Annotated in this window: 11 protein-coding genes; 9 read left to right on the top strand and 2 right to left on the bottom strand. The window is 74.5% G+C overall.

Features of this window, described 5'->3' with window-relative positions; translation table 11 throughout:
* Positions 1–60: 60 nt before the first annotated feature.
* On the bottom strand, positions 61–1,299 hold the full coding sequence (locus KMS84_RS27095; protein ID WP_256919072.1) for an MFS transporter: 1,239 nt from the start codon (positions 1,297–1,299) through the stop codon (positions 61–63).
* 77 nt (positions 1,300–1,376) lie between these two features.
* Between KMS84_RS27095 and KMS84_RS27090 the strand changes: the two genes are divergently transcribed.
* Entirely contained in the window at positions 1,377–2,654 is a 1,278-nt protein-coding gene (locus tag KMS84_RS27090) for an ATP-grasp domain-containing protein (protein ID WP_256919071.1), read from the top strand.
* 75 nt (positions 2,655–2,729) lie between these two features.
* Here KMS84_RS27090 and KMS84_RS27085 read toward each other — a convergent pair whose 3' ends face one another.
* Positions 2,730–3,530 (bottom strand): phytanoyl-CoA dioxygenase family protein, encoded by an 801-nt coding sequence (locus KMS84_RS27085; protein ID WP_256919070.1) that lies wholly within the window; start codon positions 3,528–3,530, stop codon positions 2,730–2,732.
* Positions 3,531–3,853: 323 nt separating this feature from the next.
* Here KMS84_RS27085 and KMS84_RS27080 point away from each other — a divergent pair, with 323 nt between their 5' ends.
* Genes KMS84_RS27080 through KMS84_RS27045 form a run of 8 tightly spaced genes read left to right on the top strand, consistent with a single transcriptional unit; the run spans position 3,854 to position 13,524 of the window.
* Positions 3,854–5,221 carry a formylglycine-generating enzyme family protein gene (locus KMS84_RS27080; protein ID WP_256919069.1) on the top strand — a complete coding sequence of 456 codons (1,368 nt, stop codon included), beginning with the start codon at positions 3,854–3,856 and terminating at the stop codon, positions 5,219–5,221.
* Complete coding sequence (locus KMS84_RS27075) at positions 5,221–6,627, top strand: MBL fold metallo-hydrolase (protein WP_256919068.1); 1,407 nt, start codon at positions 5,221–5,223, stop codon at positions 6,625–6,627. The genes KMS84_RS27080 and KMS84_RS27075 overlap by 1 nt, the downstream gene beginning before the upstream one ends.
* On the top strand, positions 6,624–7,634 hold the full coding sequence (locus KMS84_RS27070; RefSeq protein WP_256919067.1) for an alpha/beta hydrolase: 1,011 nt from the start codon (positions 6,624–6,626) through the stop codon (positions 7,632–7,634). Before KMS84_RS27075 ends, KMS84_RS27070 begins: the two co-directional genes overlap by 4 nt.
* A complete protein-coding gene (locus KMS84_RS27065) occupies positions 7,622–9,466 on the top strand; it encodes an asparagine synthetase B family protein (RefSeq protein ID WP_256919066.1) in 1,845 nt (614 codons plus the stop codon). Before KMS84_RS27070 ends, KMS84_RS27065 begins: the two co-directional genes overlap by 13 nt.
* Entirely contained in the window at positions 9,405–10,505 is a 1,101-nt protein-coding gene (locus tag KMS84_RS27060; protein WP_256919065.1) for a hypothetical protein, read from the top strand. Before KMS84_RS27065 ends, KMS84_RS27060 begins: the two co-directional genes overlap by 62 nt.
* Complete coding sequence (locus KMS84_RS27055; protein ID WP_256919064.1) at positions 10,502–11,950, top strand: aldehyde dehydrogenase family protein; 1,449 nt, start codon at positions 10,502–10,504, stop codon at positions 11,948–11,950. The genes KMS84_RS27060 and KMS84_RS27055 overlap by 4 nt, the downstream gene beginning before the upstream one ends.
* A gap of 4 nt (positions 11,951–11,954) precedes the next feature.
* Positions 11,955–13,091, top strand: a complete 1,137-nt coding sequence (locus tag KMS84_RS27050) for a threonine aldolase family protein (RefSeq protein WP_256919063.1) — start codon at positions 11,955–11,957, stop codon at positions 13,089–13,091.
* Positions 13,060–13,524 (top strand): pyridoxamine 5'-phosphate oxidase family protein, encoded by a 465-nt coding sequence (locus KMS84_RS27045; protein ID WP_256919062.1) that lies wholly within the window; start codon positions 13,060–13,062, stop codon positions 13,522–13,524. The genes KMS84_RS27050 and KMS84_RS27045 overlap by 32 nt, the downstream gene beginning before the upstream one ends.
* The last annotated feature ends 77 nt before the right edge of the window (positions 13,525–13,601 follow it).

Raw genomic sequence — 13,601 nt, 5'->3', positions numbered from 1 at the left:
CGTCCCGCCCGTCCCGCCCGGCCCGCCCGGGCCGCCGTCCGGCCGACTCGGCCGCCCTGGTCAGGCGTCGCGCACGCGTCGTCTCCAGGCGTGTCCGGCGGTGCCGGTCGAGGCGGTGACCATGACGGTGACCACGGCGACCACCGAGGCGGTGGACAGCGGGCCCACCAGGTCGCACAGAGCGCCCAGCGCCAGGATGGAGACCGCGACGCCCGAGGGGAGCAGGGTGGCCCGCAGGGTCACCACCGACGGCAGTTCGGCCGCGGAGGCCGTGGCCAGGAGCCGGTTGTTGTAGTGGAGGTAGGCCACCTCGAAGAGGACCAGGAACAGGGCGTACAGCGCGAGCGTCGGCACGGTGCGTCCCGCTAGCAGCGCCGCCAGCAGGGGCGGCATGGGAAGGACAGCCCAGACGGCCGAGGGCACGCGTGCGAGATGGCGCTGCACCGGCAGGGCGGCCAGCGACCCGGCGAACAGGGCCACCGAGGAGACGGCGACGAACACCCCCACCAGGCGGGTGCCGCCGCCCAGCACCTGGACGGGGACGACGGTGACGGCCACGGTGTGGAAGCCCTGCCAGAACGACACCAGCAGGAACCGGGCGAACAGCCTGCGCAGCGCGGGGTCCTCGACCCGTGGGCGGGCGGCGGCCGGGGCCCCGGCGCCGTCCGTCGCGCCGTCCTTCGCGCCGTCCGCGGCCTTCGCGTCGTCCGCGGCCTTCGCGGCCTTCGCGGGGGCGGACGGCAGCGCCCAGGCGAGCAGCGAACTGAGCACCAGCGTCGCCGCGTTCACCGCGATCAGTCCGCGCAGGGACAGCACCGCCGAGGCCGGACCGGCCAGGGCCGCGCCCACGCTGACGCCGGTCAGCTTGCCGATCTCCGCCACGGTGTTGGCCCGGTCCAGCCGCCGCGCCGGCACGGTGTCGCGCAGCACGAGGGCGGTGGCCGAGCGGGTGACGGCCTCGAAGAACCCGCGGACCAGCAGCAGGACGCCGGCGACCGCGAGCAGGGCGCGCTGCGGCGTCAGGAGCGCGGCCGCGGTCAGCGCCAGGCTCGCCGCCTCGGCGAACCGGACGAGCCGCTCCGGGGCGCGCCGGTCGAGCAGCCGGTTGAGGGGCGCGGCCATCAGCAGGGCGGGCAGCCATGGCGCGCTCAGGACGGCGGCGGCGAGCAGCCCCGACCCGGTGGCCGACCCGACGAGCGTGGAAAGGCTCACCAGGACCAGGAAACTGCCGAAGGTATTGACGAACAGCAGTGCCGGAGTGCAGTGCGGCGAACGCAGGCCGATGGAAAGAGACGTCATCAGGTAGTCCTCCGAAGGAGGAGGATCTCAGAGTTGAACGTCTTTCCGCGAGGGACGGCTCTCTCTACTTTGAACACATGACAGCAGCCATCGAGGGCCGCCCGTGCATCGTGATGGTCGACGCCTACGCCGCGGTCCGTTCCCTCGTTCTGACATTCCTGGAACAGGGGTGTTCCCTGGTCCGTGTACAGAGCACCCGTGACGTTCCGTACGTTTATCGCGGATCGCCGTACGTCCCCGATGATTTCGTCGCCGATATCGTCCACGAGGGCGATCTGGAGGCCACGGCCGAGGCCGTCGGGGCGTTCACGCCGATCGCGGTGATCGCGGGCGGGGAGAGCGGGGTGGAGTTCGCGGACCTGCTCGCGGAGCGGCTCGGTCTGCCGGGCAACGGCACCGCCCTGAGCTCCGCGCGGCGCGACAAGCATCTCATGGTCGAGGCCGTACGGGCCGCGGGACTGCGCGCCGCCCGGCAGCTGCGCGCCACCGACGCGGACGAACTCGCCGCGTGGCACCGGGACCTGGGCGGCCGTGTCGTCGTCAAGCCTCCGCGCAGCGCGGGCAGCCAGGGCGTCTTCTTCTGTGACACCCCGCAGGAGTCGGTGGCCGCCTTCCGCGCCCTCGCCGACGCCGACGACGTCTTCTCCCAGCCCAACAGGGGGGCGGTGGCGCAGGAGTACCTGCCCGGCACCGAGTACATGGTGAACACCGTCAGCCGCGACGGCCGCCATCACCTGTGCGACGTGTGGCGCACGGGCCGGCTCAGCGCGAACGGGGTCGTCGACCTGTGCGACGCGCTGTCGCTGGTCGAGGCGGAGAGCCGGGTCGTGGAGCCGCTGCGCGCCTACGCGTTCGAGGTGCTCGACGCCCTGGGCATCCGGCACGGTCCGGCGCATCTGGAGATCAGGATGACCCCGCAGGGTCCGTGCCTGGTGGAGGTGGGCGCGCGGATCGCCGGCGGCGGCATCCCGGCCTGCGCGGGCCTGTGCATCGGCGAGTCGCAGCTGGAGTGGACGGTGGACGCCTACCTGCGCCCCGAACGCTTCCACGCGCGGGCCGCGGCCCCGTACCGGGTGCGGCGGCACAGCGCGATCGTCGGCATGGTCTCGCCGGTCAAGGGCGTGCTCAGCGAGTACCGGGGTCTGGACGAGATCGAGCGGCTGGAGAGTTTCCACCGCCTGATCACGCTGGTGAAGCCGGGTCAGGAGATCGACCGCACGGTCGACGACCTCACGTATCCGCTGATCGTGACGCTGCTGCACGACCTCGAGGAGGTCGTGCAGCGCGACCTGAACACGATCCGCCATCTCGACGGCGCCGCCTTCTACGGCCTGGACGGCGCGGCCCGGTCCTGACGTCCCCGCCCGGCGCCCGGGCCGGCGACCCCGGTCCGACGTCCCGTTCGACTGCGGACCCGCCGCGGTCGAACGTCACACCCGGACGACGGCGGCCGGCTCCATCCGGCTCCACGCCGGCCGCGGCACCTCGTAGACGAAGCTGACGGCCGTGCGCGGCTCGCCCGCCGTCGTGTTGGGCGCCGAGCGGTGCAGCACCAGCCCGTCGAACATCACGGCCGAGCCGGGTTCGAGGGGCACGGCGACCGGGTCGGCGGTGCGCGGCAGGTGCTCGTCGGCGACGTGCGGCTCCACCGCGCCCGCGCGCGGCGGTTCGCCCGGCCGGCGCTCGCGGTCCCCGGTGTGGGGGAACAGCCCGAGCACGTGGGAGCCGGGGATGAACTCCAGGCAGCCGTTGCGCACGGTGGCCGGGTCCAGCGCGATCCAGATCGTCACGATGCCGTGGTCCCCGGCGCGGAACGCGGGCGGCGCGAAGGCGATGTCCTGATGCCAGGGCTTGGCCGACCCCACCACGGGCGGCTTGGCCCACAGGAACGCGTTGACCAGCGTGCCCGGACTCCCGGCGGCCCCGGCGACCGGCACGCCGGCCAGGTCCAGCGACCGCTGCACGGCCTCGAACCCGGGCACGTGCTCATGGATGCGGTCGGCCGACCTCAGCACCCCGGGGAGGGCTGCGGCGCCCTGCTGCCAGGCCGCCCAGCCGCCGATGCCGGGCGCCTCCAGGACGAAGTCGCCGCTGGAGACCGTGCGGTCGCGGGCGAGTTCCTTCAGGTCGTCCACCGCAGCGCGCAGCCGGGTGAGCGCCTCGCCCGCCGCCAGTCCGGGGAGCCGCACGAATCCGTTCTCGCGCACTTCACGGTAATGCGTGTCGTCCATTTTTCCCTTCCTCTCCCTCTCCCTCTGATCGCCCGGATCGTCGCGAAACGAGCCGCGCATATCACGGAAATGTTCATGTTCAACGTCCGCGTATCAAGGCCGTTGCCGTGTGTTCCGCGCTCTCCGTATGCTTTCGGGCCGAGCGGCCGATCCGGTTCGCGACAACTCGATATCGGCGGAGGGAGTGACAAATGAGCGACCGTGACTTCATCGAGACCCGTGACGCTGAGCAGGAGACCAGCAAGTGGTGATCCGCTGACCAGCGAACGCGCCGCCCGTATGGAATATCCGTACGGGCGGCGCGTCGTCCGAGAGAGGCTGAGATGGTAGGCAATCGCGTTTCAGAAGTCATCGAGATTCCCGCCGAGCTGCTGGTGACCGACGACTCCACCGACGAGCGCTACTGGGCGTCGGTGGAACGCGTCGTCGCGCTGGCCGAGGACCGGGGGCGGGCCGCCGACGGGATACCGCTGCTGGCGTCTGTCGCGGTCGCCCATCCCGAATGGCCGGTGCGGGCCGGCGCGGTGCGGCTCCTGGCCCGGCACCACGCGGGCGTCGCGGCCGCCGACACCGCCGTGGCCGCCGCGACCCACGACACGGTCGACTGGGTCGCCTTCACGGCGCTGAAGGTCATCGCCGAGCACCGCATCGCCGCCGCCGTCCCCGACCTCGTGCGCATCTCCGGCTGGCCCAGCAACTTCACCCGCCCCGACTGGACGCGCAAGCCCGTCGGCTGCGGCGCGGCCCTCACCAAGCGGGCCCTCATCGCCGTCTTCGGCACCCGCGACCCGGCCGAGCTGCGCCGCCTGGAGGACGAGTACTTCTCCGACATGCGGGCGCGGATCGAGGCCGCGCGCAAACGCCCCCGGCGCACCAGCGACGTCGTCCTGGTGCCGGGCGGTCCGGCGATCATCGGCGCCGAGGAGCAGCCCGACGCCTTCCGCATGGCGCAGGACGACAGCACGCTGCGCGCCGTGGACGTGCCCGCGTTCCTCGTCGACCGCACCACCGTGACCAACGCCCGCTACCGCGAGTTCCTCGACGAGGTCGGCGACTCCGGCGAGTTCGACCACCCCGACCAGCCGCTGGAGGGCTCGCACCGCCCGGCGCACTGGCACGACCCGCGCTTCAACGCGCCCGGCCTGCCCGTCGTCGGCGTCGACTGGTACGACGCCTACGCCTTCGCCAAGTGGGCGGGCGGCGCGCTGCCCAGCGAGGTCCAGTGGGAGAAGGCCGCGCGCGGCGTGGACGGCCGCCGCTACCCGTGGGGCGAGGGGTTCGACCCGGACCGGGTGAACTACGTGGAGCGCTCGTTCGGCGAGGAGGTGGCCGACCTCGACTCCCTGGAGGCCCTGCTGGTCACCATCTCGCAGGGCGACAACCCCGCCCACCCGGTGCTGCCCGCCGACGCCCTCCCGCAGGGCGCGAGCCCCTACGGCTGCCTCCAGATGTCGGGCAACGTCTGGGAGCTGACGCGGACGAACTTCTACACCGGCGAGGACATGGACCCCTTCTTCAAGGGCCGGCACCCGCTGGACTTCATGAACCGCAAGGAGGCCTTCCACGTGCTGCGCGGCGGCACCTGGACCTCCCCGCCGACCTGCCTGACCACGTTCTACCGGGGCAAGGACCTGATCACCGACCGGCACAACGAGGTCGGCTTCCGCTGCGTGTACGAGACGAGCGACTGATGCGTCTGACCTCCCTGGGCCATGCGGCCGTCCTCGTCGACACGGGGGCGGAGCGCATCCTCTTCGACCCATGGCTGACCCAGCGCCTGGACCGCTTCTGGGAGCACCACCCCGCGTTGCCGGACCGCCTCGTCGACGAGGTCCTCGACGAGGGGGTCGACTACGTGGTGCTCAGTCACCACCACTTCGACCACCACCACTTCCCCTCGCTGCGGCGGCTGGTCGACGGCGCCGACGTGGACTTCGACGACAGCCCGCGCCAGAGCTCCGCCGTCACCTGCGTCTACCCCGCCGGTCCCGTGCCGCCGCGGCTGACGGCGTCCGGGCTCGGGCACCAGGCGATCGCCTGGACGCTGCGCCGCCTCGGCTTCGAGAACCTGCGGCCGGTGACGCCGGGCGACACGATCACCCTGGGCGGGGCGACCCTGCGGACGTTCCCCTCGGCCGTGTCCTTCCCCGAGATGAGCGTGCTGGTGCAGACCGACGACGCGGCCGTCATGCTGTGCGGCGACGCGCTCCTGCACGAGGACACCGTGGCGGCCTTCCGCGGCGCCGACGCGCCGAGGCCGGACGCCGTGTTCGTCCCCGCGCACAGCGTCTCGCCGCCCGGCGTGCTCACCGAACGCCGCCCGCTGAGCGACCCGGACGCGGTGCGCGCCCGCGCCGTCGCCACCTTCGACCGCTACGTCGACGCGATCCCCGCGGCCCTGACCGTGCCCTCCTCGTTCGGCTGGCGCGTCAGCGGCGACGGCGAGCGCGACTACGACTGGTGCAACCGCACGATCTTCCCCTTCACCCCCGTGCAGGCGCTGCGCCGCCTCGACGAGCTGGGCCGCGACGGCCTGCTGTGGGGCCCGGGCCAGGTGATCGAGATCGAGGACGGCAAGGCCGCCCTGGCCGACGGGCCGGTGGCGCCCGGCGCGTACGACTTCGACGAGGTGTACGCCGCGGTCACCCTCGACCCCGACACCCCCGTGCCGGCGTTCGACGCCCGCACGGACCGGTACGGCCGTCAGACCCGCGACGCCGAGGACCTGCTGCGCGAGCTGCTGGACCGGCTGGTGGCGACCGACTACTGGTACCGGGCGCTCGACCACGGCGCCGGCCGGCACGTCGTCTCGCTGCACGAGGACGCCGGCGGCGAGACGTCCTTCCTGCTCGACCCGGTGGCCGGCCGGGTCGTGCGGCTCGGCCCGGGACCGGCCCGCGACCACCTCGCCGGCGGCGAGGGGTGGACCGAGATCGCGGCCGCCACGCTGGAGGCCCTGCTCGACGCCGACCTGCTGTTCGGCAGCTCCTTCGGGCTGTGGGCCAGCGACGGCGTGCTCCTCTCGGCCGTCTTCCACCATCCGTCGTTCTACACCCGCCACATGGAGCGCGCGGTGCGCGAGGAGAGCACACCATGACCGAGCCCGTCGTCTTCGACCACGACAGCGCCGCGCTGCGCGGCAACCCGCTGGGCGACCCGCACCGCCGCCGCGTGGAGGTGCACCTGCCGCCCGGCTACGACGGCGTGCGGCGCTTCCCGGTGGTGTACTGGCTGCCGGGCTACGGCGCCCATCCGAGCCTGACCAACCGGGCGCTCGCCTTCGGCGGCTCGGTCGCCGACCGGCTCGGCCGGGCCATGGCGGACGGCCGGGTGCCGCCCGCGCTGCTCGTCGTGGTGGACGGCACGACCCGCTACGGCGGCTCGCAGTACATCGACTCCGCCGCGTGCGGGCGCTACGCCGGCCACCTCGCGGAGATCGTCGCCGAGGTGGACCGGCGGTTCGCGACACGGCCCGAGCCCGCCGCGCGCGCCGTCGCCGGCAAGTCCAGCGGCGGCTACGGCGCGCTCGTCGCGGGCATGACGTCCGACCTGTTCTCGGCGGTGCTCGCCTTCTCGCCCGACGCCGGGTTCGAGCACAGCTACCTGCCGCTGGTGCCCGCCGCGCTGGACACCGTCCGGGCGGCCGGCGGCGTCGAGGCGCTGCTGGCGCGCTGCGACACCGGCCCGCACGACGTGCCGTTCATGGTCGCGATGAGCATCGTCGCCATGGGCGTGTGCTACGCCGACGCCCCCGGGACCACTCCCTCCGACGCGCTGCCGTGCGACCCCGTGACCGGCCTGTTCCGCGACGAGGTGTGGCAGCGGTGGCTGCGCCACGACCCGGTGCGGATGCTGCCCGACCACGCCGGCCGGCTCGCCGGCCTCGGCCTGCTCCACCTCAGCGTCGGCGAACGCGACGACTACGGCATGCACTGGGGCGTGCGCGCGCTGCACGCCGCCCTCGACGGGCACGGCGTCCCGCACGCCTACCTCGAGCACGAGGGCGGACACCACGGCATCGAGCACGTGTTCACCGAGGGCCTGGCCGGGCTGTGGCGGATCTGGGACGGGGACAGGACGGAGGCCGGCGCGTGTGCGGCATAGCGGGCTTCGTCAGCTTCGAGGGCCGCCGGGACCCCGACTGGATGGAGGCCCTCGGCCGGACGATGACGGGCGCCATGGCGCACCGGGGCGAGGCGGCCTGCGCCCCGTACGTGTCGGCCTGCGGCACCGTCATGCTGTGCGCGACGCGCCTGGCGGTCCGCGACCGCTCCGAGGCGGGCGACCAGCCGATGACCGACCCCACCGGGCGGATCGTCCTGGTGCACAACGGCGAGGTCTACGGCTCCCGTTCGCCCGCCGCGCCGCTGTGGCCGCGCCGCACCGCCTGCGACACCGAGTTCGTCCTGCAACAGGTGTGCCGCGAGGACGACCCGGCGGCCGCGCTGCGCCCGCTGTCCGGCATGTTCGCCCTGGCCTGGCACGACACCTGGACCGGCCGCGTGGTGCTCGCCCGCGACCACTTCGGCGTCAAACCGCTGTTCTACGCCTTCACCCACGGCGGGCTCCTGTTCGCCTCCGAACCGCAGGTGCTGCTGCGCACCGGCCTGGTGACCCCGGAGGTGGACCCCGAGGAGTACGTCCTGCGCTCCTGGATCCGCATGGACGCGGCCGACGACCACACCTGGCTGCGCGGCGTGCGGGCCCTTCAGCCCGCCGAGTACCTGTCGGTCGACCGCCCCGGCACCAGCACCCACCGCTACTGGCGGCCGACGCCGGTGGACGGCCCCGTCAGCGCCGAGGAGATCCGGGCCGCCTTCGACCGGGCGATCGCCGAGCGGGCCGTGTCCGACGTCCCGCGGGCCGCGGTGCTCAGCGGGGGCGTCGACAGCACGGCGGCCGTGGCCGCCCTGACCGCGCTGGGCGTGCCCGTGGAGGGATACGTCCTGCGCTACCAGGACGGCATCGGCGGCTCGGGCGACGACGCGGTGCACGCCGCCGAGGTCGCCGAACGGCTCGGCGTGCCGCTGACCGTGTGCGACCTGGACCGCCATCGCGCCGCCGAACTGGTGCCCGTCCTGCCCACCCGGCTGATGCGGCCGCTGCTGCACGGCGCCGAGCTGGCCATGCACCATCTCTACGGCGCCATCTCCCGCGACCGCAACGTGGTCGTCTACTCCGGCCACGGCGCCGACGAGCTGTGGGGCTACCAGGCCGGCCGCTACTTCCCCGTCGTCGACCCCTACGCGCCCACCTTCATCCACGGGCGCCACTACCTGACGCACCAGCTCTACTCCGACGAACGGCCCGTCTGGGCGCGGCTGGTGAGCTGGATGGCGGGGGAACTCGACGTCGACATGACGGCCGTCACCGACCGGGTGTGGGAGCGCACCATGGACGAGTACCGGGCGATCAAGACGGCCTCGCCCCTCAAGCGCGGCCGGCACCATCTGCTGCGGCGCTTCCTGGTCTACGTCAACGACATGGTCGACGCCACGTCGGCGACCTTCACCCTGGAGGACCGGCCCGTCTTCCAGGACGTCGCCCTCGCCGAGCTGGCCTTCCGCTGCCCGGAGCACCTGAAGGACTCCGGCGAACCGGGCAGCAGCCACAAGGGCCTGCTGAAGGAGGCGCTCGCCGACCTGCTGCCCGACTCGGTGCGCCACCGCCCCAAGCAGGGCTTCCCGACCCCCACCGACCCCGGGTACGTCCGCCGGCTGGCCGACCTCGCCGACGGGCTCGGCGCACCCTTCGGCCTGCCGCCGATGCCGGCCGCGCTGCGGGCCGAACTGGGCGTCGGCGAGTGGATGTTCCTTGCTTCCACCTCCGCCTGGCTCGGCCACCTCGCGGAGCTTCGCACCGACCCGAGGAGTCATGGTGAACCGTCCCGTACGCCCGTGGCGCTGGCAGTTCCTGGACCGCGCGGCCGATCTTGACCGGGTGCCCCCGGCGATCGAGGAGACCCGCGCCCAGGACTGGTGCAACTTCGTGCTGTGGCGGCCGTCGCGGCTTCCCGAGGGCTGCGACGACAGCGTCGGGACGCTGCGCCGGGAGGCGCCTCCCGGCCGGGTCGAGGCCGAGGGCCGCACCCCGTGGAGCGACGCCAACCCCGCCGGCTACCGCACGGAGATCTCCGGCGGGGGACGGCGGCTGCGCCTGAAGCAGTTCCTGTACGACTGGGCGTTCCCCGCCGCCGACCACCCGTGCCTGTGGGGCAGCCGGACCCGGCCGGCCGCGATCGGCTCGGGCCGTGTGGTCTGGCTCGGCACCGACTACCTGGGCCATCGGGCCGCGAGCGCCCGGCTGGCCCGCACCACGGTCGAACTGTCTGTGCTGGAGGGGGAGTTCACCGACGACGAGCTCGTGGCGCTGTTCGCCGGCCTGCGCCCGGCCACGGCGGACGCCGTGCCGCGGGTGCTGGCCACGCCGTTCGCCGAACTGAGCTACTGGGCCCGGCATCCGGCCGCCATGGTGTCGGTGCCCACCGGCGTCTTCCAGTTCCACCGGCGTGGGCAGGAGCACGAGGGCGACTGGGTCCCCTCGCGGGACGTCGGGGACTTCCTCGCCGCCCAGGGCGTGCCGGTGACGGCCGGCGTGTTCCGCGCCGAGAGCGCCGCAACCTTCGGCGACGGCGCGGCCGTGCGCGAACTGGACGTCGTCTACTCCTCGCCGTCCGGCGCGGAGCTGCGGCTGACCGCGCAGCGCACCGGCGGCGGCCGGCTCGTGTTCCCGCCGCAGCGCGACAAGCACCCCGCCGAGACCGAGATCCACGCGCTCGACGGCCGCCCGGTCCACCTCGGCTATTCCAGCGCCGGGTTCGGGGCCTGCGACGCCTGGTGGCAGCACCCCGACGGCTACGACCTCCGCCTGCTCGGCAGCGCCGGTGCGGACCTCGGCCCGCAGGCCTTCCTCGCCCTGGTCGGCGCGATCGACGGCGCGCTGCGGCTCGCCGGCCGCGCGACGGTGCTGGGATGACCGCGCCGGACCTCGCGGCCCGCCCGGAGCGCGCGGAGGCGGCGGGGATCGCGGGCCGTCCGGTGCTGGATCCCGCCACCGGACGCACCGTCACCCACGTGCCGGACACGGACGCCTCCGGCGTCGCCGCCGCCGTGGCCCGGGCCGAGGCCGCCTTCCACGACGTCTGGGGGGACACCTCCCCGGCCCGGCGCTCGGGCCTGCTGCGCGAGCTCGGGGACCTGCTGCGCGAGGACCGCGACGAGCTCGCGGCGCTGGAACGGCTGAGCGCGGGCAAGCCCACCGCGCGCGCCCTGGGAGAGGTCGACTTCGCCGCCCAGGTGGTCGACTGGTTCGCGGCGGCGGCCCGGTACCCGGTGGGCGAGACCCACCCGTCGGGACCCGGCATGCGCACCTACACCGACCGGGTGCCGGTCGGCGTGTGCGCGGCGATAGCCCCGAACAACTACCCGCTCCTGCTGGCCGTCTGGAAGATCGCCGCCGCCCTCGCCCACGGCAACACGGTCGTCGTCAAACCGGCGCCCGAGACGCCGCTGTCGGTGCGCCGCCTGGTGGCCCGCGCCGCCGACGTGCTCCCCGAGGGCGTGCTCAGCGCCGTCTACGGCGGCGCGGCGACCGGCCGGCTGCTGTGCGAACAGCCGGCCGTCGGCATGGTCAGCTTCACCGGCTCGACCGCGGCCGGGCGCGACGTCGCGCGGCGCTGCGCGGACGGCCTCAAGCCCGTCTGCCTCGAACTCGGCGGCAAGAGCCCCGTCGTCGTCTTCCGCGACGCCGACCTCGACGCGGCCGCGCGGGCCGTCGTCACCGGCTTCACCGGCAACACCGGCCAGGTGTGCGTGGCGGGCTCACGGCTGATCGTGGACCGGGCCGTGCACGAGGAGTTCGTCGAGCGGGTGGCCGAGCTGGCGGCCGCCCTGGTGGTCGGCCGGCCGTCCGGCCCCGGCACCGACCTCGGCCCGCTGATCAGCGCGGCCGCCGCCGACCGCACGGCCGAGGTGGTCGCGCAGGCGGCGGCGCGCGGCGCGCGGGTCGTCCTCCCGCCCGGCCGCTCCTCGGTCCGGCACGACCTCGACGGCGGGTTCTACGTCCACCCGGCGATCGTCGACCGGGCGCCCCTCGACAGCCGCGCCTGGCGCGAGGAGGTCTTCGCGCCGGTGCTGTCCGTCGCGTCGTTCGCCGCCGACGACGAGGCCCTGGCCCTCGCGCACGACACCGCCTACGGCCTGTCGGCGTCGGTGTGGACCTGCGACGCCCACCGCGCCGAGCGCTTCGCGCGGACCCTGCGCGCCGGCATGGTGTGGGTCAACACCTGGGGCGACACCGAGGAGACGGTCAGCGTCGGCGGCCTCGGCCAGTCGGGGTACGGCCGGGAGCTGGGCCTGCACGCGGCGGAGGGCTACACGCGGCCGCGAGCCGTGTGGGTGGCCCACCGGCCGGGGCGGTAGCGCCGTGGCGCGCACCGGCCCCCCGCACCTGGACTTCCGCAGCGACACCCGCACCGTGCCCGACGCGCGGATGCGCCGGGCGATGGCCGAGGCGAAGGTCGGGGACGACGTGTACGGCGACGACCCGACGGTCGCCCTCGTGGAGGAGCGCGTCGCCGCCCTGCTCGGCGCCGAGGCCGCGCTGTTCACGCCCACCGGCACCCTGGCCAACCTGCTCGCCCCGCTCGCCGCCGGCCCGGCCGGAGCGCCCGCCCCACGGGTGATCGCCGGCGAGGGCTCCCACATGGCGTTCCTGGAGGCGGACGGGCTGCGCCGCTTCGGCGGCGTCGAGCTGGTGACGGTGGGGCAGCGCCCCGACGGACTGCCCGAACCGGACGCCCTGGCCGCGCTGCTCGCGGTCCGGGCGGACCGGCCGACGGTGGTCTGCGTCGAGAACACGGCCATGATGTGCTCCGGCAACGCGCTGGACGCCGACGCGACGCGTGCCGTGGCCGAGCTGGCCCACCGTCACGGCGCGCACCTCCATCTCGACGGCGCCCGGCTCGCGAACGCGGCCGTGGCGCTCGGCGTGCCGCCGGCACGCCTGGCCGGGCCGGCGGACAGCGTCGCCTTCTCCGTCTCCAAGGGCCTCGGCGCTCCCGCCGGCGCGCTGCTGTGCGGCTCGCGCGCGTACGTGGCCCGGGCCCGCGAGCTGAGGGGCGAACTGGGCGGCTCGCTGCACCAGGCGGGGGTCCTCGCGGCGCCCGCCCTGGTGGCGCTCGACCGTCTGCCCGACCTGGCCGCCGACCACGACAGGGCCGCCGCGCTGGCCGCGCTGCTCGCCGAGGTGCCCGGCGTGCAGGTGATGCGCCCGCCGCGGCCGACCAACATGGTCATGGCGCGGCTGCCCGCGGTGCCCGCCGGGGAGTGCGCCGCACTCCTGGCGGGGCACGGGGTGCTCGTCCTGCCGCTGCCGAACGCCCATGTGCGCTTCGTGACCCACCGCGAGCACGACATGATCGGGGTACGCGCGGCCGTCCGGGCGGTGGCGGCCGTGTCGGCCGCCGTTTCCGGGGCCCGGCCGGCGCGGACCACCGACGAGGACCCGCACCGACAACGACGGAGGAAGCATGACGACGAAGCCACCCGCGCGCGGACTTGAGGAACGGCTGCGGGACACTCGGGCGAGACTGGAGAACGACGTCGACCTGTGGGTGGCCACGGCGGGCGCGGGCGCCTCGCAGGGCGTCCACCTCATCCCGCTGTCCTACCTCTGGGACGGGACCGCGATCCTCGTCTCCACGCCCCGCGACTCGGTCACCGGCCGCAACCTGCTGGCGGACGGCCGGGTGCGGCTCGGCCTCGGGCCGACGCGTGACGTCGTGCTCGTCGACGGCGTCGCGGAGCCGGTGGACGTGAGCGATCTGGGCGATGAGCTGGGCGACGCCTTCGCGGCCAAGACCGGGTTCGACCCGCGCAAGCTCGACGAGCCCTACCAGTTCTTCCGCGTCCGGCCGCGGCGCGTGCAGGCCTGGCGGGAGGCGAACGAGCTCGCCGGCCGCACCCTGATGCGCGACGGGGTCTGGCTCGGCTGACCGGCCGCGCCCGGGCCGCCGCGTAGACCTCGCGCAGTTCGCCGCCGCCGAAGGCGTCCATCTCGTGGATCAGGCGC

It is taken from the genome of Streptomyces hilarionis (assembly GCF_024539675.1).
In the GTDB taxonomy this organism is placed as follows: Bacteria; Actinomycetota; Actinomycetes; order Streptomycetales; family Streptomycetaceae; genus Streptomyces; species Streptomyces hilarionis.
This window is presented reverse-complemented; position numbering and strand designations above follow the sequence as displayed.

Excerpts from the sequence above, each read along its gene's own strand:
- KMS84_RS27090 (WP_256919071.1), top strand. The coding sequence starts at position 1,377 with ATGACAGCAGCCATCGAGGGCCGCCCGTGCATCGTGATGGTCGACGCC.
- KMS84_RS27075 (WP_256919068.1), top strand. The coding sequence starts at position 5,221 with ATGCGTCTGACCTCCCTGGGCCATGCGGCCGTCCTCGTCGACACGGGG.
- KMS84_RS27095 (WP_256919072.1), bottom strand. The coding sequence starts at position 1,299 with ATGACGTCTCTTTCCATCGGCCTGCGTTCGCCGCACTGCACTCCGGCA.
- KMS84_RS27045 (WP_256919062.1), top strand. The coding sequence starts at position 13,060 with ATGACGACGAAGCCACCCGCGCGCGGACTTGAGGAACGGCTGCGGGAC.
- KMS84_RS27080 (WP_256919069.1), top strand. The coding sequence starts at position 3,854 with ATGGTAGGCAATCGCGTTTCAGAAGTCATCGAGATTCCCGCCGAGCTG.
- KMS84_RS27085 (WP_256919070.1), bottom strand. The coding sequence starts at position 3,530 with ATGGACGACACGCATTACCGTGAAGTGCGCGAGAACGGATTCGTGCGG.
- KMS84_RS27060 (WP_256919065.1), top strand. The coding sequence starts at position 9,405 with ATGGTGAACCGTCCCGTACGCCCGTGGCGCTGGCAGTTCCTGGACCGC.
- KMS84_RS27070 (WP_256919067.1), top strand. The coding sequence starts at position 6,624 with ATGACCGAGCCCGTCGTCTTCGACCACGACAGCGCCGCGCTGCGCGGC.
- KMS84_RS27055 (WP_256919064.1), top strand. The coding sequence starts at position 10,502 with ATGACCGCGCCGGACCTCGCGGCCCGCCCGGAGCGCGCGGAGGCGGCG.